This window comes from Sphingomonas sp. SP3 (genome assembly GCF_058514305.1).
Genome location: NZ_JBZSOE010000001.1, coordinates 1190468 through 1211472 on the forward strand (window position 1 = coordinate 1190468; position 21005 = coordinate 1211472).

Genomic DNA, 21005 nt, shown 5'->3' on the forward strand with positions numbered 1-21005 from the left:
CGGTCAGCGGCCGCGCGTTAACGGCCGCTGATGTCGATCCCGACGAACGCCTCTGGCGAATTTGCGCGCTTGACCAGCAGCAGGACCTTGCTGCGGCCTGCCTTGCGGGCTGCATCGACGCTCGCGATCACCTGGGCCGGGCTGGTGACCAGCTGGTTATTGACCGAAACCACGAGGTCGCCACGCTGAAGGCCTTGGTCGGCCGCGTCGCTGTTCGGATCGACCGAGGTGACGATCACACCGCGCGCCGTCGCCGGCAGGTTGCCCGCGCGGGCAAGCTCCGGAGTCAGCGGCGCGAGCGAGAGGCCGAGCGCGCGCTGCGGAGCAGTTGGCGATGCGCCGCCGTTGGTGTCGGGCGTGGTCGAGTTGTTGCCGCCGATCTTCGACAGTGCTTCCTCCGTCGGCCGTTCGCCGACGACCACATTCACCGTCTGGCGCTTGCCGCCGCGGATGATCACCAGCGGGACGCGCGAGCCCACCTGCGTATTCGCGATCAGGTAGGAAACGGTTTCCTCGGGCGTCACCGGCTTGCCGCCAACGCTGACGATCACGTCGCCCTGCTGGAGGCCGCCGCGCGCCGCCGGGCCATTGGGGACCAGCGACCGAACGATCTCGCCGCTATTCTTGGGCAGGCCGAGCGATGGTGCGAGATCCTCGTCGAGCGGCTGAAGGCCCACGCCGAGATAGCCGCGCTGCGGACGCTGGCCCTTGGCAAGGGCGTCGATGACCGGCTTGGCGAGCTCTGCCGGGATGGCGAGCCCGATGCCGACCGACGCACCCGTGGGTGAAATCAGCGCCGCATTGATGCCAATGACGTTGCCGTTGAGGTCGAACATCGGACCGCCGCTGTTGCCCATGTTAATGGCAGCGTCGGTCTGGATGTAGCGGTCGTAGGCGCCAGGGGTCGCGCCAGGAATGCCGCGGTGGATCGCGGAAACGATGCCCGCCGTGACTGTACCGCCGAGGCCGTAAGGGTTGCCGATCGCGATCACCCAATCGCCGACGCGGGCCTTGGTGCTGTCGCCCCACTGAACGAACGGCAGATTTTGGCCGTCGATTTTCAAAAGCGCGAGATCCGACGTGTCGTCGCGACCGACGATGCGAGCCGGATATTCCTTGCCGTTGGTGGTCGTGATGGTGACGCTGTCGACGGTGCCTGTGCCGGTCAGGCCCTGGATCAGGTGGTTGTTGGTGACGATGTAGCCGTCCGGCGAAATGATGAAGCCGGAGCCGAGCGAGCCCGCTTCCCGCGTCCGCGGCTGGGCTCCGCCGCCACCAGAGCTGTCGCCCTGTGGCTGACTCGGGTCGAAGCGCCGGAAGAATTCCTCGAAAGGATCCTGCTGGGCCCTGATCGGCACGCGCTGCTTGGTGGAAATATTGACGACCGCGGGGGCTAGCCGCGCGGTGAGGTCGGCAAACGACATCGGCGCACCCGGGCGCGGAGCCATTTGCGAAGGCGCGTTCTGGGCGACCTGGGCACCCGCCTGTCCTGTGGCGAGAGAAAACGCCGTTCCCCCGAGAAGCAGGGCCATTGCGACCCCGTAGGCATAGCGCACTTTTCCGGACTCCTTCGACCTCATCGATACTCCATCAATTAGCGTGGGACGCAAGGGGCGCTAATGTCCCCACCGCATTAACGACATTTGAACGCCGGAAGTTCAGCGCGAGCGTCCAGTGAATTCCTTCAGATAGTCGTTTTGCGGCGACAAAACGATGGTCGTTCCCGCGGGTTTGTCCTGCCCGTTGCCGATAAAGGTCACCTGGTAGCTCTGCATCGCCCGGTAAAAATCGTAGAAGTCCGGGTCCTTGCCGAAGCTCGCCGCGTAGATCTTGGCGGCATCCGCATCCGCTTGCGCACGGATGATCTGCGCCTGCTTCATGCCCTGGGCCTGGATCGACCGCGCTTCCTGCTCGCGCGCAGTGCGCATCCGGTCGAACGCTGCCGACAGCGGGGCACCGTCCGGGAGATCCGTGCGCTTGATCCGAACGTCGATGATCTCCACGCCATATTGGCGCGCGATGCGATTGAGCGAGGTCCGCACGTCATCCATTATTCCCTGGCGTTCAGGGGTCAGGAGCGAGGCGAATTCGATCCGCCCCAGTTCATTGCGCACCTCCGAGCCGAGGATCGGCCGCAGCTGTTCACGCAATTGCTCCTCGCTGCCCGCGCGGATGTACATCAGCAGCGGATTGACGATCCGATAGCGCGCAAAGGCATCGACCTCGAGGCGGCGCTGATCGGTCGACAGGACTTGCTGGCGCTGCATGTCGACATCCTGCACGCGCTTGTCGATCCACACGATTTGCTCGGCGAACGGCACTCGCCAGGAAATGCCCGCCCCAGCGGTGCCGATCGGCCGCCCGGCCTCATATTCGTTGAGGATTCGGACCGGCTTGCCAAAGCGGACGATCACCGCCTGTTTTGTCTCGGGAACGATTGGGAAGCTGCTCAGCAATATGGCGAGCAGAAGCACGCCGGCGATCGCGGACAGGATCGGGCGTTCGCGAAGGAACTCCGTCATTGCTGCCGCTCCTGCTGCTGCTTTTTTACTTCGGGAAGCGGAAGGTAGGGCGTCACGCCCGGAGCTTCGATGATCGTCTTGTCGACCTTGGACAGCACCTGTTCCATCGTCTCGTAATACATGCGCCGCCGGGTAACCTCGGGCGCCAGTCTGTACTGCTCATAGACCTTGTCGAACGCAGTCGCGTCGCCCTGTGCCCTTTGCCGCAGCTGCAGAGAATAGGAATTGGCGCTGTTGATGAAGGATTGCGCCTGTTGCTGGGCCGCGGTGACCTGCTTGAACGCATCGTTGACCGCGTCGGGCGGATCGGCCTGCTTAATGGCGATGCCCTGAACCTGGATGCCGGACCGGTAGGAATCGAGAATCCGCTGCATGTTCTGTGCAGCCTGAGCCTCGATCTCTGCGCGGCGATCTCCCATCGCGTCGTTCAGGGTAACCTGGCTGACGACAGCGCGCATCGCGCTCTCCGCAACCTCGCGGATGGTTTCGTCGGGCTGCGCCATCTGGAACAGATAAAGCTCCGGCGTCCGGATATTCCACCGCACCGAATAAGCGAGGTCGATCAGGTTCTGGTCGCCGGTCAGCATCAAGTCTTCGGCGCTATCCGAGCCAAGGTCGAAGCTGCGGATATTTTCGACATCGAGTTTCTTTACCCGGTCGATCGGGGACGGAAGCGTAAAGCTTACGCCGGGGCCCAGGGTCGAACTATAGCGCCCGAACCGCGTGACAACCCCGCGCTGGCCCGGCGAAATCGAATGCACGCTGGTGAACACGAGCCAAAGCAGGAAGAAACCCAGCACTGCCCAGGTGATCAGCGACCCATTCGGCCTTCCGGGCAAGCCACCCCCGCCGCCGAAGCGAGCGCGCCCGCGACGAAACAGTTCGTCGAGCGAAGACGCGTTGGAACCGGAGGTGATCGTCGTCCGTCGGCCACGCGGGGATTCCCCCCAGGGGCCGGCCTTGTCGTCCTCAGGCGGAGGATCGCCGGAATCGCCGGCGCCCCAAGGGCCCTTGGTGTCAGCAAACAAGCCGCGCGCGCGCTGGCCCCACCCCAAAAAAATACTCATCGATACATTTATAGGAGGGGCGCCTGACGAAAAACAGTGGCAAGCCTCAGCGCGCTTCCTATGTGCGAGCCATGGCGCATCCCGTCGACCCGCTGACTGGCCTCCCGCACGACGAGCGGATCCGATCTCGCAAACTCGAGCGCGGTGTGGCCACGATCATTGTCGACGCAACCGGCCTCAGCAAGAAAGACACGGAGGCACTCGAGCGGGACCTTCGCGAGGCCGCGCTGGCGACTGCTGGTATCAATGAAGCCCGCATCGCGATGACGGCCGCGCAAACCGCGCGGACCCTGATCGCGATTGGCAGCGGCAAGGGTGGCGTCGGGAAATCCACGGTGTCAGCCAATCTTGCTGTCGCGCTTGGGCGAATGGGCAAGAAGGTCGGGCTGATCGACGCCGACGTCTATGGCCCGTCCCAGCCCACCTTGCTCGGCAAAGCGACCAAGCCCGAAGCTGCCGACGACAAGCTGATCCCGGTCGAGGCGCATGGGATCAAGTTTCTGTCATTGGGCCAACTCGTGTCGCCCGGGCACGCGCTCGCTTGGCGCGGACCGATGGCGACTGGCGCTCTCGCTAACCTGATCGAAGCAGACTGGCGCGATACCGAGCTTTTGCTGGTCGACTTGCCGCCCGGCACGGGGGATGTGCAGCTTTCGCTGATCCAACGGTCACGGCCGGCGGGCGCAGTGATCGTCTCGACTCCGCAGGATCTGTCGCTGATCGACGCGCGCCGGGCCGTCGACCTGTTCAACAAGACCAGCGTGCCTGTCCTTGGCATCATCGAGAATATGGCGACCTACGCCTGCCCGCATTGCGGTGAGCAATCGCATCCCTTCGGAACAGGGGGCGCCGAAGCGGCGGCGACCGAATTGGGCTTGCCTTTCCTCGGTCGCCTTCCGCTATCGCTCGCGATCCGCGAGGGCTCGGACGCCGGCCGTCCGCTCGCGGCCGAAGGCGAGGTCTTTGCCGCGATCGCCGCGAAACTCTTGGAAGCGGTCAAACATTAAGCCACGCGAAGGAGAGCCGAATGCCGCTCACCCGCGACGAAGACATTGCCGAGCTACTGACCAGCGCGCGGACGATCGCCGTGATCGGCGCGTCTGACCGGCCCGACCGCCCGTCCTATGGGGTGATGCGGTTTCTGCAGGATCACGGCTACCGGGTCCTGCCGGTCAATCCGCAAATCACCGGCGAGCATGTTCACGGGGAGTTTGTGTGGCGCGAGCTCGCGCAGATCGGCGTGCCGATCGACATCGTCGACATCTTCCGCAGGCCCGACGCCGTCGACGAAGCCGTCGAGCAGGCAATCTTCGTCGGCGCCAAGGCCGTGTGGATGCAGATTGGCGTGATCAATGAAGCGGCTGCGGCCCGCGCCGAAGAAGCGGGCCTGAAAGTGGTCATGGACCGCTGCCCGAAGATCGAGATCCCGAGACTCGGGATCCCACCGGTCCCTGCCGAGGCTTAGGCCGCTCCGACGGTCATTTCCGGAACGAGAAGGGTCGGCGCATCGATTCCGCGCCGGAATTCGAGATCCGCGCCCGGTTCAAGGGTCGCAAACATGTCGATCAGGTTCGAGGCGACGGTGATCTCCGCGACCGGCTCCGCGATCACGCCGTTGCGGATCATGAACCCGACCGCGCCACGGCTGTAGTCGCCAGTCACGCTGTTCACGCCCTGGCCGATCAGCTCAATCACCAGCAGCGCCTCGGGAAAGGCTGCGAGCAATTCGTCGCGGCTGCGCATGCCCGCTTCCATGTAAAGGTTGCTGGGGCTGGCCGCCGGTGCGCCACCGGCGCCGCGCGCCGCATGCCCAGTGGGCGCGATACCCAATTGTCGCGCCGAAGCGCTCTCCGCGATCCAGCCGTTGAGCACGCCCTTTGACACGAGCTCCTGCCTCGAAACGCGCAAGCCTTCGGCATCGAACGGCCGCGAGCGCATGCCCCGCAGCCGCAGCGGATCGTCAACGATGGTGACGCCGTTGCCGAACACGGCTGCGCCGAGCTTGTCCTGCAGGAAGCTGGTCTTGCGCGCGATTGATGAGCCGGTGATTGCGCCTGCGAAATGGCCGAGCAGGGTCGAAGACACGCGCGGGTCGAACAGGACCGGGTAACGACTGGGCTTAGGCCTGGTAGCGCCGAGCCGTGCCACAGCGCGCTCGCCTGCCCGTTGGCCGATCTCGGCCGGCCCTTCGAGGTCTTCGAGATAGCGCGCGCTGTGCCAGGCATGGTCGCGCTGCATGGTCGCGCCTTCACCCGCAATCACGCTCGCCGAGCAGCTATGCCCAGTCGAGCTATAAGCCCCTGAAAAGCCACCGGACGTTGCCAGCGCTATGGTCGTGCCCGACGCACTCGCTCCCGCGCCGCTGGAGTTGGTGACCCCCGCGACCGCCAATGCCGCGCGCTCTGCCTCCAACGCCCGCTCTCGCAGCTCTTGTGGATCGGGATCTCGCCCGTCGCCACTCTCGAGCCGAGGCGCATCGCCCAGCTGCAGCAAGTCGTTTGGCGCGAGGCCGGCGTATGGGTCTTCCGGTGCTTCTGCCGCCATGGCCAGGCAGCGTTCGACCATTGTCGCGAGGCTTTCGTCCGCCAGGTCGGACGACGCGACACTGGCGGAGCGGTGGCCGAGGAACAGCCGCAGCCCGATCTCCTCGCCTTCGGAACGGCTCACGCTCTCCAACTCGCCGAGCCGAACCTGCACGCCGGCCGATCTCTGCTCGACGTAAAGCGCGTCGGCCGCGGTTGCCCCCGCGGCGATGCCGCGTTCGACCAATGATTCAGCGATTCGGCGGGCGTCTTCGGGGGAATGCATCGCTGCGCGCCCTAGCGGGCGGTGAGGCCGACGACCAGCATCGCAAGGAACACGAGCAGGCCGCAGGTCCGGTTCGACCGGAACAGGCGCAGCGCGAGTTCGCCATTGCGCAGATCAGCCCGGAGTGCCTGATTGGCGAGGTGGAGCGCGGCCGGCACCAAGGTTGCCAGCGCAAGCCAGTCAGGTCGGACCGTCCAGATTGCCGCCGCCCACAGGACAAGCGCCCCAAGATAAAAGATGCCGACGCCGAGGGCCGCCTTGTCGCCAAGCCGGCGCGCGGACGATTTCACCCCGACCAGCGCGTCATCCTCAATGTCCTGGATCGCATAGAGCGTGTCGTAGCCGACGACCCAGGCGATGCTTCCGAACCACAGCAGCAAAGCGCTCCAGCCCAGGCTCCCCGTCACTGCGGGCCAGCCGACCAGCGCACCCCATGAAAATACGAGTCCGAGCCACGCCTGGGGCCACCAGGTAATGCGTTTCATGAAAGGATAAGCGGCGACTGGTGCGATGCTCAGCAACGCGACAATCGCGGCGACGCGATTGAGCTGAAGGAGCACCAGCAGGCCGGCAAGGCACAGCGCCGCGATCAACATCACCGCCGACCGGCTCGATACGCGTCCGCTCGCCAGGGGGCGAAGGCGCGTGCGCTCGACCTTTCGATCAAGGTCGCGGTCGACGAGGTCGTTGTAGACGCAGCCGGCACTGCGCATCTCGAATGCGCCTAGGCCGAGCCACAGGAACAGGTCCCACCGGCCGCCTACACCCGCAAGCGCCACGCTCCACGCGCACGGCCAGTACAGCAACCAGGTGCCGATCGGCCGATCGAGCCGCATCAGGCTCGCGTAGGGCCGCAGCGGCGGAGCAAGCGCCCCGATGAAGCCGCGCCGCTCGCTGTCGGGGACGATGTCGGTGTTCGGGCTCACTACAGCCGCTTCTGGCAGCGGGTCGTCACGCCCTCAAGCGCGAGATCATTAGCTCCGTTATGGAAGTTATCCACAAAATGGGGAGCAGAAACCCAGGTTAAGCGTTTTGACCCTGTAACGACGACGACCGCGCGGCCGCCAAAAACATAAGAGGCGGCAATGTACGAGGCATATTTCACGAGGCGGCTGCTTGAAGCGCTGAACCTCGCAGAGCAGGCCACGAGCCCGAAGGAGCGCTCAATTCACCTTCGCGCCTCCCGCTACTATCGCGATATCCTGCAATCCCGCTGCAATCGCCGTGGCGCAGGAGCCGGCTCCAAAGTTCAATAGCCGGGGCCAAGCCGACCCGCTAAGCCGCCTGAATGCCCGCAACACCAGCCTGGCCACCAAAGAGTCTGCCGCGCCTATACGTCACGGCGCCGCTCAGCCAGGGCGCATCGGTCGAGCTCGACGTCGGCCAGGTGAATTACCTCGGCAATGTCATGCGCCTCGGCGAACGCGCTGAACTGCTGATCTTCGACGGACGATCGGGCGAATGGCTCGCTCGCATCGCCGAAACGGGAAAGAGGCACATGACCTTGAGCGTCGAGCGCCGCACGAGAGAGGCAGAAGCCGTCCCCGACGTCTGGCTGGCTTTCGCGCCGGTGAAGCGCGCGCAGACCGATTGGCTCGTCGAAAAGGCGACTGAGCTCGGCGCCGCGCGGCTGATCCCCGTGATGACGCAGCGCACGATCGCCGAGAGGGTGAAGCGCGAGCGGCTGGAGGCGATTGCGATCGAGGCGGCGGAGCAGTGCGGCCGAACGCGCCTGCCCGAGATCGCCGAGCCCGTGACGCTCAAGCAGCTGCTTTCCACTGAGCGCACGCTCTACTTCGCTGACGAGAATGGCGGCAAACCGGCGGCCACATCATTCAAGCCGGACGCAGCGCTGATCCTGGTCGGCCCTGAAGGCGGCTTCACGGAAGAGGAGCGCGTCACGATCCGGGCAGCGCCACACGCAGTCCCGATCTCGCTGGGACCGCGCATCCTTCGCGCCGAGACCGCCGCCCTGGCGGCGCTTGCCGCGTATATGACTGTTGCGGGCGACTGGGGTCTTATTGACTCATAAATCAGAAACGCTGGCGTCGGTCTAGCCGCGCCGCTAGTCGCGCACGACGATGACGCAACGGACCGACACCGGCGAAAGCCCGCTTATCGACAGTCGCGAAGATCTGATCTCCGTTTTCGCAGGCGGAGAGAAGCCGCGCGCGAATTGGCGGATCGGCACCGAGCACGAAAAGTTCGTCTATCGCACCGCTGACCACCGCGCGCCGAGCTATGATGAGCCGGGCGGCATCCGCGACCTGCTCGACGGGCTGACTGAGTTCGGCTGGAATCCGGTCATCGAAAACGGCAACGTGATCGCGCTGTCAGGTGATGACGGCACGATCAGCCTGGAACCGGCCGGTCAGTTCGAGCTGTCCGGCGCGCCGCTCGAAAACCTTCACGAAAGCTGCACCGAATCCGGCCGTCACCTGGAACAATGCAAGGCGATTGGGGAGCGCCTTGGCCTCGGATTCCTCGGCGTCGGCATGTGGCCCGACAAGACCCGCGCCGAGCTGCCCATCATGCCCAAGGGCCGCTACAAGATCATGCTCAACTACATGCCCAAGGTCGGCACGCTCGGCCTGGACATGATGCTGCGCACCTGTACCATTCAGACCAACCTCGATTATTCGAGCGAGGCCGACATGGTGAAGAAGTTTCGCGTTGGCCTGGCGCTCCAGCCGGTCGCCACGGCCCTCTTCGCCAACTCGCCGTTCACCGAAGGCAAGCCCAACGGCTTCAAGAGCTTCCGCAGTCATATCTGGGAAGACACCGATCCCGATCGGACGGGCATGCTGCCGTTCGTGTTCGAGGACGGGTTCGGCTACGAACGCTACTGCGACTATGCGCTCGATGTGCCGATGTACTTCGTCTACCGCGAAGGCAATTACATCGACGTCGCGGGCGAGAGCTTCCGCGCCTTCCTCGACGGCAAATTGCCGCAACTGCCCGGCGAGAAACCGATCCTCAGCGACTGGGTCGACCATTTGTCGACCGCCTTCCCCGAGGTGCGCCTGAAGAGCTTCCTCGAAATGCGCGGCGCGGACGGCGGCCGCTGGAGCCGGATTTGCGCGCTGCCCGCCTTGTGGGTGGGCTTGCTCTACGAGGATCAGGCGCTCGACGAGGCGTGGGCGCTGGTGAAGCATTGGGACATCGGCGCGCGCGAGAAGCTGCGCCACGATGTCCCTCGCCTCGCGCTCGACGCGGTGACACCAGATGGCGAAACGATGCGCGATTTCGCTGCCCGCGTGCTCGACATTGCGGCGGGCGGCCTGACCCGCCGCGGCAGGCTCAACAGCGCCGGCGACAATGAGGGTGGGTTCCTCGACCCGTTGCGGGACGTTGTATTGAGCGGCATGACGCCGGCCGACCGCCTGCTTGCGAAATATCATGGCGATTGGGACGGCGACCTGTCCCGCATCTATGAGGAGTTCAGCTTCTGATGGACATGCCCCTGAAAGCCCGCCGCACGCTCTATCCCGAGATCGAGCCCTATGAGACGGGGATGCTCGACGTCGGCGACGGCCACACGCTTTACTGGGAGCTTTCGGGCAATCCGGATGGCAAGCCGGTCGTCTTCCTCCATGGCGGGCCGGGCGGCGGATCGAGCCCCGACCATCGCCGGCAGTTCAACCCGGAGAAGTACAAGATCCTGGTGTTCGACCAGCGCGGCTGCGGCAAGTCGACACCCTATGCGAGCCTCGAAGCCAACACGACCTGGCACCTGGTCGACGATATCGAGAAGCTGCGCACCCAGGTCGCCAAGGTCGACAAATGGCAGGTGTTCGGCGGCAGCTGGGGCTCAACCCTGGCCATCGCTTACGCCGAAAAATACCCGGAGCGCGCGACCGAGCTGGTGCTGCGCGGCATCTTCCTGTTCGACCAGTATGAAATCGACTGGATGTACAAGGAAGGCGGCGCCTCGCAGGTCTATCCCGACAAATTCGACGAATTTCTCGTCGCCATCCCAGAGGCCGAGCGCGGCGACCTGGTCGAGGCTTATCGCAAGCGCCTGACTGGCGACGACAAGACCGAGCAGCTCGCGGCGGCCAAGGCGTGGAGCAAGTGGGAGGGCGACATCGTCACCTTGCTGCCGAGCCCGGAGACGATCGAGCATTTCACGTCCCCGGACGTGGCGGTCGCGGTCGCCCGGATCGAGAACCATTACATGGCGGCGCATGGCTGGATCGAGGAAGGCCAGCTGCTGCGCGATGCGGTGAAGCTGAAAGGCATTCCCGGCGTCATCGTCCAGGGCCGGCACGACACCTGCACACCGCCCGTTGCCGCATGGCGCCTCAAGCAGGCATGGCCGGAGGTCGAGCTCAACATCGTGCCCGACGGTGGACATCTGTTCAGCGAACCGGGCGTGACCGACGGCCTGGTCCGCGCAACCGACAAGTTCGCCGGACTTTAGGTCACTCGCCCGGGCGGTACGTCCGCTCGATATGACCCTTCAGCTGGTCGGGGTAGAAGTAGACTTCGCGTAAATTGCCCGACGCGTAACGTTGAGCCTGGTCCTTGAAGTGCGGGGACTTCGGATCCCCGCTTTCCCCGCCTGCCGTAATTGCGTGCGCACGGACTCGCGAACCAAATTCGACGACCGCGACGAACGAATTGCCGTAAGTGCCGTAGAGATGTTTCGTCGTTTTCGGCGACCGCATCACGAAAGACGCGAGCGAGCCATAATTCGCGTTTCCGAACGGCACCGGGATGCTCGGGCCCTCGTCGCTGAACTCCGGCTTGATTGACCGCGAGTTGCGCTGGAAGCGGTTCACTTCGCCCCACGGCACCTGCCAACGGCCGAAATCGTGCCGCAGCTTGCGCATGGCCGTATCGAGCGCATCGAGCTTCTGCGTATCAGTGGTGTCCCGCGCGAGCCGCGCCATGTACATGTTGCTGTCTTCCTCGGGCGGAGGATTAAGCGCCGCGATCAGTGCGTCGCCCCAAAAAATCCCAAGCGTTTGCGCGACCGAGTCAGCAGCCCAGCGGTAATTCCACGTGCGCAGGACTGCGATTGGTTGCTCGAGCGTCCGGCGTCGCGCGTCGGTTGCGGGCAGTGCGTCGTAAGCGCGGAGCAAGGCCGGGACGAGCAACGTGAAGCCCGGCTGATAGCTGTCGAACGCGGCGTCTTGCAGCTTCTCCAAGGTCCAACCGCGGCTTCCGCCAAGCAATTGGGTCGCATGGATACCGCGGAAGTTTTCCCCGACCGTGTCCATATATTTGGGGAAGCGCGTCTGATCGGGGCTGTTCGGGCCGGCTGCGCCATAAGGCCAGTCATTGGTGTTCATTACCCAGCCGTTCCCCGGGCGGATCACGCTCGGCAGCTCGCTCAGCGCATGCTCGCCGCGCCAATCTGTGCGCGGGTCGCTGCCGTCCACCGGGCGCTCGTAATCGAAGCGATTGTCGCGCCGCGGCACGAATTGTGGATGCAGATACGCGATTTCGCCTTTGTCATCGGCAAAGATTGTATCGTTCGAACTATTCGCTTTGAGACTCGCCACTTTCAGGAAGGATTCCAGGTCTTTGGTCCTGGTCCGCCCGAAGCTTTGCTGGAGCGCTTCGACCGGCTTGTTCATCATCGCGAACGCAATCCACCTGTTTCCATCGGCCCGCACGATCGGCCCATGATGCGTCCGCCAGGTGCGAAACGTCTTGGTCGCGAAATGGCCGTCGGCAGTGCGATACCGGATGATTACCGGCCGGACGCCAAGCGGCCGGCATTGTGCACCAAAGCGATAGCATGGCGCCGCGCCACGCTTGCGCTGGATATTCTCAGCGAACTCGTCGACGCTGTCGACGCCGCTCGACGTGTGCATCCAGCCGGCGTGTGCGTTGAACCCTTGGTAGACGAAAAACTGGCCCCAGGTGGACGCGCCGTAGACGTTCAGGCCCTCGTCGCTCGTAACCTGCGCTTCCGACCGGAAGTAATGGCTGGTGTGCGGATTGATCAGCAGCAGCGCATGCCCGTCGGCCGTGATCTTCGGGGCAATGGCGATACCGTTTGATCCCTGGCTCTCGAGCTTGGGCGGCAGGTAAGCGGCGATGCGCTTGCCAGAATAGAAAGCCTCGAGCTGGTCGAGGTCGATGCGCTCAATGTCGCCGCCGATGCTCCCCTCGGTGAAGCTCAGCACCATCCACGGCTCGAAGCGCTTGATCGCGCGCGGATGCACGTCGGGGTGCGTTGCCAGGTAATAGTTCAGCCCGTCGGCCCAGGCGTCCATCAGCCGCCGCATCGATTGTGGGCTTCGCCAATAGTCGGCCTGAAGTTCACCGTCGCTAACGTACAGGCGCGCACGCAAGTCCTGCCAGATCGCCTTCTCGCCATCGGCCTCGGCGGTTCGCCCAAGATTGGTCAGGTAATTGGCCTCGATGCGCGGAAAATCGTCTTCGGCCTGCGCGTAGATCATGCCGAACACGGCGTCGGCGTCGGTTCGACCGTGGACGTGGGCGATGCCCCAATCGTCGCGGGCGATCGTCACCCGCGCCGCCTGCGCTTTCCACTCGGCCGGGCTGTGGCGTGGAATCGGAAGTGTTGCGGCGGTGAGAGCGAAGCCGATCGGGATGAAAGCGATTGCTGTCCTACGCATCCGGCAATGCTTGCTTGGCTTTGCCCCAGCCTGCAAGCAGCTTCGACCCGGCGCGCTTCAGCAGCTCGTCCGCATCGCGGATGCTGAAGTGGTGGCCGCTGTCATATTTATCCAATTCTTCCCAGGCCACCGGCGCGGCCACCGGGGCGCCCTCGCGGCCGCGTGCGGAAAACGGCAGTACCGCGGTCGCGCCGCGCTGGTTGCGCAGCCAATCAAGAAAGATGCGCCCCTTGCGCTCTACCTTGCGGATGTTGGCGGTGAAGGTTTCGGGCTCCGCTTCCGAAATCGCGCGGCTGAAGCGGTCGGCGAAGCTCTTCACCGTCGGCCAATCCTTTGACGCGTCGAGCGGAACCACCACGTGAATACCCTTGCCGCCCGAGAGCAACGGGAAGCTCTTCAACCCGAGGTCCTCGAGCAACGCCTTCAGGCGCACCGCGGCCGCCTTCACCTTCGCGAAGTCGAGCCCGACATCGGGATCAAGGTCGAACACAAGGCGGTCAGGATATTCGACCTTGTCGACCTTGCTGCCCCATCCATGGAATTCGATCGTCCCCATCTGCACGCACGCAAGCAGGCCGCGAATATCGTCGAAGTAGAGATAATCCTCTTTGCTCCCGTCTTTCTCCTTGATCGGGATCTGCTTGACGTGCGGCCCGAACGTGCCCTTGTCGTGCTTCTGGAAGAAGCTTTCGCCCGTGCGGCCCGATGGGAAACGGATCAAAGTCATTGGCCGGTCGGCCGCGTCGACCATGATCAAGGGTTCGACGGCCGCATAATAGTCGGCAAGGTCCATCTTGGTGAGGCCAAGCTCCGGATAAATCACCCGGTCCGGACTGCTGATCTCGATCCCGAAATCCTCAGCGGTTGCGCCCGCGACTTTCTTCTTGTCGCGAGCGGCCGGCTTCTTTTCGGACTTGGTCAAATGCTTCGGCACCTCGCGCACCACATCCTTCGCGGGCTTGTCCTCGCGCAGCCCAACGAAGCTCGGGTGGCGCAATATCCCTTCGTCGGTGAATTCGGCGAAGGCGATCTCGGCCACTAGCTTGGGCTTGATCCAATGCGCGCCCTTGCGATCGGGACGCGGCACCTCGACTGGCGCCTTGTCGACCGCGAGCAGCTCCATCCGGTCCATCAGGTCCTGGATCAGCTGCCCGCTGAACCCCGTGCCGACCTTTCCGACATAGGTCAGCTTGCGCCCATCCTTGGCGGCGAGGAGCAGGGAGCGAAAGCCGATGCGCCGGTCGCTCTCGGACCAGCCGACGATCACGAACTCCTGCCGCTGGATGCATTTGATCTTGAGCCAGTCGCGCGTGCGCGCGCCGCGATAGGGCGCGCTCGCCCGCTTCGAGATGATCCCTTCGCCTTTCTGCTCGCAGACGGCCTCAAACATCTCCTCGCCGCGGCCGACGATATGGTCGCCGTAGAGGATCGGCGGAGGCACGCCCTCGAGCAGCGCCGCGAGCCGCTGCTTGCGCTCGATATTGGGAAGCTTGCGGATATCCTCGCCCCGGTCGACCAGCAGGTCGAAGGCGTAGAAAGCGAGGCTGGCGCTGCCGCCTTTGAGGGTCGACTGGAGCAGCTGGAAGCTGGGCCTGCCGTCATCGTCGATCGCCACGGCTTCGCCGTCGATCAGGCAACCCGCGGGCAGCTTCGCCGCGGCTTTCACCAGCGCCTTGAACTTGTCGCTCCAATCGAGGCCGTTGCGCGTGAACGCAGTGGCGACGCCGTCGCCAACCGAGATCAGCAATCGGTAGCCGTCATACTTGATTTCATGGATCCAGCTGTTTCCGGTCGGAACCTCATCGACCAGGGTCGCCAACTGCGGGTCCATGAACTTGGGCGGCGCCTTGGCCGTCTTGCGCTTGGCGCGACCGCCTTTCTGGCCGCCGCGGTTCGAGCGCCACTCATCCGACCCCGACGCGATCTCGGCCATCGTCCTGCCGGTGGTGACGCTGGTCACGCAATTGTCGACCAGCGCATTGCCGTCGTCGGGCTCGGCAAAATCGTCGGTCACCTTCTTCAGCATCCACGGCTCGGCCTTCTCGCCGGGCTTGGGCTTGAGGCGGAACATCACCCATTCCCCGCGCATCCGTTCGCCCTCGAGCGTGAAGTGGAGATGGCCCTCCTCGATGGTCTTCGACGGGTCCTTGCGCGGATCGGGGATCCAGCGCCCCTGGTCCCACAGCATGACCGTGCCGCCACCATATTCGCCTTTGGGGATGGTGCCCTCGAACGTTCCGTAGTCGAGCGGATGGTCTTCAGTCCGCATCGCCAGCCGGTTCTCGCCGGGGTCGAGGCTTGGGCCTTTCGGCACCGCCCAACTCTTCAGGACGCCGTCGAGCTCGAGCCGGAAGTCCCAGTGAAGCCGCGACGCCTGGTGCTTCTGGATGACGAAGCTGTCGCCCTTACCCTTGAGCTTGCGGCCCTTGGGTTCCTTCGTCTTCGAGAAATCGCGTTTCCGGTTGTAGGTCTCGATATCGAGCGGAACGCGCTTGGCCATGGCTACGCCCGTTTACGTTCGCGCGCCTTTGCCGGTTCCCTCTTGGCCGATGCCTTCTTGGCAGCCGGCTTCTTCGCGCCCTTCTTATCGTCGCCGAGACTCTTCTTGAGCGCGGCCATCAGGTCGATGACGTTGGAGCCCTTGGGCGGAGGCGCGTCCGCATCCGGATCCTCGATGATCCGCTGCCCCTTGGCCTTTTGCTTTTTTTCGATCAGCGCGTGGAGCGCATCGACGTAGCGATTGTGGAAGTCCTTGGGGTCGAACTCGCCCGCCTTCCGCTCGATCAGCATCGACGCCATGTCGAGCAGGTCCGGGTCGGGCTTGTGATCGCCGATATCGCGGAAGAAACCCGAACTTTTGTTGACCTCGTCGGCGTAGCGCAGCGTCTCGAGCACGAGCCCGCGGTCGAGCGGCTTCAGCGCAACGACATATTCCTGGCCGCGCATCGCAAGCTGTCCGATGCCGATCTTCTTGGCTGCCTTCAACGCGTCGCGCAGCACGACATAGGCCTCTTCGGCGAGATCGTCGGCGGGCACGACATAATAAGGCTTTTCGAAATACATCGGGTCGATGCCGTCGTCGTCGACGAACTGGACGAGATCGAGCGTCTTGCGGCTTTCGAGCTTCACGCTCTCGATCTCTTCCGGATCGAGCAGCACGTAATGGCCCTTCGAGACCTCATAGCCCTTGACGATCTCGTCGCGGTCGACCGGCCCGACGCCGGGCACGACCTTTTCATATTTGATCCGCTTCCCGGTCGGCTCATGGACCTGATGAAAGGCGATCTGGGCACCGCTCTTGGTCGCCGAGTAGAGCTCGATCGGAATCGAGACCAAGGCGAGGCGGATTTGCCCTCTCCAGATCGGACGCGCAGCCATTCACACTCTCCTGTTCGGCGGGATTCAATTCATTCCGTAGCCGAGTCGTTCCGTGTAAATGCTTTCATTGACTGCACAAAGTTGCCGACGTCCTCTCGTCTCGAAACGAAATCGACGATTGCGGACCCGCAAATGACGCCCTTGGCGCCAGCCCGAAGCGCCATTCGAACATGCTCCGGACGCGCGATTCCGAAGCCGAATATTGGCGGGGGCGCGCCCGCGGCCTCCACCCGCTTCACCAGCTCCGCGTCAAATTGCCCCGGCGCGTGAGTGCCGGTGATCCCGGCTCGACTGACGCAATAAGTGTAAGCTTTCGAGAGACTTGCGATCCGCGCGAGCGATTGGTCCGGCGCGTTGGCAGCGGCGATCAGCACCGGCTCGATCCCGGCTTGTTCCATCGATTGAACGAACGGTTCGGCTTCGAGCGCAGGCACATCGGCAATCAGCAGGCTGTCGGTCCCGGCCGCGGCCGCGTCGCGCATGAAACCCGGCCGAGCGACGACGATGTTGGCATAAGTCAGGATGCCGATCGGCACCTGACTGTTGCGCTCACGCAACGATGCGATGAGGTCGAGACAATCGCCGACTCGGACTCCGGACGCCAGCGCCCGCTGCGCTGCCGCCTGGATCACGGGCCCGTCGGCGACCGGGTCGGAGAAGGGGATTCCGACCTCGATCATGTCGGCGCCGGCGTCGATCACGCGTTGGAGCAATTGAGCGCTGGTCGTGAGGTCGGGATCGCCGAGCATCAGGAATGCCCCGAATGCGCCCTGGCGGCGCTCGGCCAGCCGCTGGAACATCGCCGCATAGCGGCTCATGCGAGCAGCGCCTGGGCCTGGGCGACATCCTTGTCGCCGCGGCCCGACAGCCCGACCAGGATTGCTCTGTCGGGCTCGTCTTCCGCGAGCGTCAGCGCATGTGCGAGCGCGTGGGCGGACTCGAAGGCGCACAAGATCCCTTCGCCCTCGGCCAACGCCTTGAATGCCGCGAGCGCGTCTTCGTCGCCGGCGCCGACATATTGGACCCGGCCAGTCTCCTTCAGATGGGCATGCTCGGGCCCGACCGCCGGGTAATCGAGGCCCGCCGACACCGACCAGGTATCGGCGATCTGGCCGTCGTCGTCCTGCAGGATGTAGGTTTCCGCGCCGTGCAGGATGCCGGGCCGGCCGCGCAGCAGGGTCGCGCCATGCTCCTCCCCGCTCAAGCCCTTCCCCGCCGCTTCGACCCCCATCAGGCGAACATCATCGTCGAGGAAGTCCGCGAACAGGCCGATCGCGTTCGAACCGCCGCCCACGCAGGCGACGACCGCGTCGGGAAGCCGGCCGAGCTGCTCGATCATCTGCGCGCGCGCTTCGCGACCGATGACCCGCTGGAACTCCCGCACCATGGTCGGGAAAGGGTGCGGCCCGGCCGCGGTGCCTAGCAGGTAATGCGTATTCTCGAAGCTCGCCGACCAGTCGCGCAATGCCTCGTTGATCGCGTCCTTCAGCGTCCGCCCGCCGCCCTCGACCGGCACGACCTCAGCACCCATCAGCTGCATGCGAAAGACGTTAAGCTTCTGCCGCTCGACGTCGTCGGCGCCCATGTAGATGACGGTTTCGAACCCCAGCAACGCACCGACGATCGCGGTGGCGACGCCGTGTTGACCCGCGCCGGTCTCGGCAATCAGTCGCGCCTTGCCCATTCGCTTGGCGAGCAGGCCCTGCGCGAGCACCTGATTGGTTTTGTGCGCGCCACCGTGGAGCAAGTCCTCGCGTTTTAGGTAGATGTTGCCGGGCAGGTTGCGGCAGCGGGTGAGCGGCGTCGGCCGGCCGGCATAGTTCGCCAGCAGGTCGTTAAGCTCGGTACCGAATGCCGGATCGTCCTGTGCATCGAGAAAGGCAGCCTCGAGCTGCTCGAGGGCCGGGACCAATATTTCCGGGACATAGCAGCCCCCGAACCGGCCGAAGCGTCCGCTCATGCGCATGCGCGCATCCTTTGCCGTGACGCCGGCCGCAAGGCCTCGAACAGCGCCGCGACCTTGTCCGCCGATTTGCGGCCGGGCCGCTCGTCGAGCGAGGAACCGACGTCGATCGCGTAGGCGCCGAGCCGCTGCGCCGACCTCGCGTTATGCGGGCCGATCCCGCCGGCGATCACCGCGTTCTCAAGCGCCTGACCGCGCAGCACCGTCCAGTCGAACGTTCGCCCCGTCCCGCCCGCGCCGCTGTCGAACAACAGCCGATCGGCCGCATCGAAGCGCTCGGGCCGGCGCTGTCCGACCTCGATCGCTTTCCAGATCTCGCAGCCCCTCGGCAGCTCGCGCGCGAGCGCGCGGACATAAGCCGCGTCTTCGTCGCCGTGGAGCTGAACAGTGGCCAGCCCAAGCAACAGCGCCGCTTCGCCGACGTGCGTGACCGGGGCATCGCGGAACACCCCGACCGGCGCTGGATGCAGCGGTGCGAGGCGCATCGCCTGCCCCAGGGTCAGCGCGCGCGGGCTTTCGGGCACCATCACCAGGCCGGCGAAAGTGGCGGCGCCGGCCGCCTCGAAATCCTCGGGACGATTGAGGCCGCACAATTTCACCCGGCCGAACACCAGCTCTCGGGCAGCCGCGGCCGGAATGGCGGCGCGCATCAACGACGTTCCGATCAGGAAACCGTCGACATGCGGGCCCACCCGCTCGACATCCGCTCGGGCGGCAATACCGGACTCCGACACCAACGTGCGATCGGGCGCCAGGCTGGCGAGGCGTTCGGTTGTCGCAAGATCGACCGAAAGGTCGCGCAAGTCGCGATTGTTGATCCCGATCAGGGGCGCGCCGAGCGCCAATGCCCGCCGCATCTCGACTTCGTCATGGACTTCGACCAGCGCATCCATGCCGAAGCGCTCGGCCTCGGCGATCATCGCTCGCGCATCTCCGTCGTCCAGAAGGGAGAGCATCACCAGAATCGCATCGGCGCCCGCGATCCGCGCCTCCGCCACCTGGCGGAGGTCGAGGAAGAAATCCTTGGCCAGGATCGGGCCGTCGAACTCGCGCCGGGCGGCAGCGAGGTCTCTGAGCGATCCTCCGAAATGTACGCCATCGCAAAGAACGCTCAGCGCATCGGCCACGCCGACATAGCCGCGCGCCAGCGCGCCAGCGTCAGCGCCCGGTCGGATCGACCCGTGCGACGGCGATGCCTTCTTGATCTCCAAAATGAAGCGCGCGCCGGGCTGGCCGATCACTAGGCCCAAACTTCGCCGCGTTGGAGCCGCCTTCGAGCGCAGCGCGTCGATCGATACGGCGTCGAGCCGCCCGGCGAGTTCCTGTCGCTTGGCTTCAGCGATACGGCCGAGAATGTCGTCAGCCATGACTCGCCTCGATGAAGCGATCGAGCACCCTGCCGGCCGCGCCACCGGCCAGCGCCTCGCGGGCCTGGTTGGCGCCCTCGCGCAAGCCGGGCGCCACGCCCGCCGTCATCAGCAGCGCAGCCGCGTTGAGGATCACGATGTCGTGGTCGGATCCGGTGGCTGAGCCGGCGAGCAAGGCCTTCAATCGTTCCGCATTCTCGGCCGCGTCGCCGCCCTTGACCGTCTGAAGCGGCGCACGCTCGATCCCGGCGTCCTCCGGGGCAATCTCCAATTCCTCGATCACCCCGTTCGACAGGCGCAGCGCGCGGGTTTCGCCATGAAGCGCAACTTCATCGAGGCCGGACCCGTGAACCACGAGCGCTTCCTCGACGCCCATTGCATCCAACGTTTGGGCGATGCGCCCAAGCATGTTCGGATCGGCGACCCCGAGCAGCTGGATCGGGGGCCGGGCCGGATTGATGCACGGACCCAGGAGATTCATGATGGTGCGCACGCCAAGCTGCCGGCGGACCAGCGCGGCATGCTTCATTCCAGGGTGATAGGACGGCGCGAACAGGAAGCAGAAATCGATCTCATCCAGGAGAGCCCGGGCGGTTTGGGGATCGACGTCAATCCTAGCGCCGAGCGCTTCCAAAACGTCCGCGGATCCGCAGCGTGAACTGACGCTCCGATTGCCGTGCTTTGCGATTGGCAGGCCGCACGCGGCTGCGACAAAGGCGGTCGCGGTCGAAACGTTGATCAGTCCCGAGCCATCGCCGCCGGTGCCGCAGCAATCGGCATAAACATAATCGGGGCGATCGAACTCTAGGGCAGCGCCGCTCAGCGCATGCGCCGCGCCGATCATCTCATCGGCGGTTTCACCCTTCATCCGGAGTGCGATGAGCATGCCGGCGATCTCCGCCGGCTCGAGCTTACCCAGCACAAGCCGCTCGAAGAGATGCTCCGAATCATCGATCGGCAGGTCTTTGCCGGAGAGAAGTTGGGGCAGCGGATTGGGAACAGGTTGCGAAGGATCCTGCTCTCGCGCGTGGGCAGGATTGAGAGCTGCTTGCCGAGGCAAAGCGGAAAGTTGATTCATTGATGTCACCTGGAAACAAAAAAGCCCGCCGATGACGGGCGGGCAGTTCGAATGATCGGAAAGAAGCTAGTCGATCAGTCGCGCCATCGCGCCGCAAGGGTGCAGCCGCGCCACCACAGGTGAGCGGTCGAGCTTGCAGCGATGGCAACCAGGTTCGTCATGCGAATCGCGTGGTAGGCCAGCGGCGCCGCCCCGGTCAACACTCGCGGTTGACGCGTTCAGCGCG

General features: G+C 64.7%; 18 protein-coding genes. 5 read left to right on the top strand and 13 right to left on the bottom strand.

Features of this window, described 5'->3' with window-relative positions; all coding sequences use genetic code 11:
• Positions 1-17 precede the first annotated feature (17 nt).
• The 3 genes from AC4K8G_RS06265 to hflK all read right to left on the bottom strand — a co-directional run bounded on the left by AC4K8G_RS06265 (position 18) and on the right by hflK (position 3589).
• Complete coding sequence (locus AC4K8G_RS06265; RefSeq protein ID WP_491733306.1) at positions 18-1580, bottom strand: Do family serine endopeptidase; 1563 nt, start codon at positions 1578-1580, stop codon at positions 18-20.
• Between the two features lie 78 nt (positions 1581-1658).
• Positions 1659-2522: a protease modulator HflC gene (gene hflC / locus AC4K8G_RS06270; protein WP_491733307.1), complete on the bottom strand. Its 864-nt coding sequence runs from the start codon at positions 2520-2522 to the stop codon at positions 1659-1661.
• Positions 2519-3589: an FtsH protease activity modulator HflK gene (gene hflK / locus AC4K8G_RS06275; protein ID WP_491733308.1), complete on the bottom strand. Its 1071-nt coding sequence runs from the start codon at positions 3587-3589 to the stop codon at positions 2519-2521. Before hflK ends, hflC begins: the two co-directional genes overlap by 4 nt.
• 263 nt (positions 3590-3852) lie before the next feature.
• On the opposite strand from hflK, the gene AC4K8G_RS06280 reads away from it, so the two are divergent.
• Both AC4K8G_RS06280 and AC4K8G_RS06285 read left to right on the top strand, forming a co-directional pair.
• Positions 3853-4596 carry an Mrp/NBP35 family ATP-binding protein gene (locus AC4K8G_RS06280; RefSeq protein WP_491734423.1) on the top strand — a complete coding sequence of 248 codons (744 nt, stop codon included), beginning with the start codon at positions 3853-3855 and terminating at the stop codon, positions 4594-4596.
• A gap of 20 nt (positions 4597-4616) precedes the next feature.
• Entirely contained in the window at positions 4617-5054 is a 438-nt protein-coding gene (locus tag AC4K8G_RS06285) for a CoA-binding protein (RefSeq protein ID WP_491733309.1), read from the top strand.
• On the opposite strand, the gene AC4K8G_RS06290 is transcribed toward AC4K8G_RS06285, so the two are convergent.
• Both AC4K8G_RS06290 and ubiA read right to left on the bottom strand, forming a co-directional pair.
• The gene (locus AC4K8G_RS06290) at positions 5051-6397 is read right to left on the bottom strand and encodes a TldD/PmbA family protein (RefSeq protein WP_491733310.1); all 1347 of its coding nucleotides are present in this window, start codon (positions 6395-6397) and stop codon (positions 5051-5053) included. The two genes, AC4K8G_RS06285 and AC4K8G_RS06290, sit on opposite strands and share 4 nt — an antisense overlap.
• A gap of 11 nt (positions 6398-6408) precedes the next feature.
• Positions 6409-7323, bottom strand: coding sequence for a 4-hydroxybenzoate octaprenyltransferase (ubiA, locus tag AC4K8G_RS06295; protein WP_491733311.1), 915 nt, complete (start codon positions 7321-7323; stop codon positions 6409-6411).
• A 362-nt stretch (positions 7324-7685) separates the two neighbouring features.
• Here ubiA and AC4K8G_RS06300 point away from each other — a divergent pair, with 362 nt between their 5' ends.
• From AC4K8G_RS06300 to pip, 3 genes are read left to right on the top strand one after another with little or no spacing between them, the layout of a single operon-like run.
• A complete protein-coding gene (locus AC4K8G_RS06300) occupies positions 7686-8429 on the top strand; it encodes a 16S rRNA (uracil(1498)-N(3))-methyltransferase (protein ID WP_491733312.1) in 744 nt (247 codons plus the stop codon).
• Between the two features lie 49 nt (positions 8430-8478).
• On the top strand, positions 8479-9849 hold the full coding sequence (locus tag AC4K8G_RS06305) for a glutamate--cysteine ligase (RefSeq protein ID WP_491733313.1): 1371 nt from the start codon (positions 8479-8481) through the stop codon (positions 9847-9849).
• 5 nt (positions 9850-9854) lie between these two features.
• Positions 9855-10820, top strand: a complete 966-nt coding sequence (gene pip / locus AC4K8G_RS06310) for a prolyl aminopeptidase (protein WP_491734424.1) — start codon at positions 9855-9857, stop codon at positions 10818-10820.
• Between the two features lies 1 nt (position 10821).
• Here pip and AC4K8G_RS06315 read toward each other — a convergent pair whose 3' ends face one another.
• The 8 genes from AC4K8G_RS06315 to AC4K8G_RS06350 form a co-directional block, all read right to left on the bottom strand.
• Positions 10822-12993 carry a penicillin acylase family protein gene (locus tag AC4K8G_RS06315; RefSeq protein WP_491733314.1) on the bottom strand — a complete coding sequence of 724 codons (2172 nt, stop codon included), beginning with the start codon at positions 12991-12993 and terminating at the stop codon, positions 10822-10824.
• Positions 12986-15493 carry a DNA ligase D gene (gene ligD, locus AC4K8G_RS06320; RefSeq protein ID WP_491733315.1) on the bottom strand — a complete coding sequence of 836 codons (2508 nt, stop codon included), beginning with the start codon at positions 15491-15493 and terminating at the stop codon, positions 12986-12988. The genes AC4K8G_RS06315 and ligD overlap by 8 nt, the downstream gene beginning before the upstream one ends.
• A 2-nt stretch (positions 15494-15495) precedes the next feature.
• Positions 15496-16371, bottom strand: a complete 876-nt coding sequence (gene ku / locus AC4K8G_RS06325) for a non-homologous end joining protein Ku (RefSeq protein WP_491733316.1) — start codon at positions 16369-16371, stop codon at positions 15496-15498.
• A gap of 29 nt (positions 16372-16400) precedes the next feature.
• The gene (trpA, locus tag AC4K8G_RS06330; RefSeq protein WP_491733317.1) at positions 16401-17189 is read right to left on the bottom strand and encodes a tryptophan synthase subunit alpha; all 789 of its coding nucleotides are present in this window, start codon (positions 17187-17189) and stop codon (positions 16401-16403) included.
• Positions 17186-18337, bottom strand: coding sequence for a tryptophan synthase subunit beta (trpB, locus tag AC4K8G_RS06335; protein ID WP_491733318.1), 1152 nt, complete (start codon positions 18335-18337; stop codon positions 17186-17188). Before trpB ends, trpA begins: the two co-directional genes overlap by 4 nt.
• Positions 18328-19701 carry a bifunctional indole-3-glycerol-phosphate synthase TrpC/phosphoribosylanthranilate isomerase TrpF gene (gene trpCF, locus AC4K8G_RS06340; RefSeq protein WP_491733319.1) on the bottom strand — a complete coding sequence of 458 codons (1374 nt, stop codon included), beginning with the start codon at positions 19699-19701 and terminating at the stop codon, positions 18328-18330. The genes trpB and trpCF overlap by 10 nt, the downstream gene beginning before the upstream one ends.
• The gene (gene trpD, locus AC4K8G_RS06345; protein ID WP_491733320.1) at positions 19694-20779 is read right to left on the bottom strand and encodes an anthranilate phosphoribosyltransferase; all 1086 of its coding nucleotides are present in this window, start codon (positions 20777-20779) and stop codon (positions 19694-19696) included. The genes trpCF and trpD overlap by 8 nt, the downstream gene beginning before the upstream one ends.
• 74 nt (positions 20780-20853) lie before the next feature.
• Positions 20854-20982 (bottom strand): hypothetical protein, encoded by a 129-nt coding sequence (locus tag AC4K8G_RS06350; protein ID WP_491733321.1) that lies wholly within the window; start codon positions 20980-20982, stop codon positions 20854-20856.
• Positions 20983-21005: the final 23 nt, after the last annotated feature.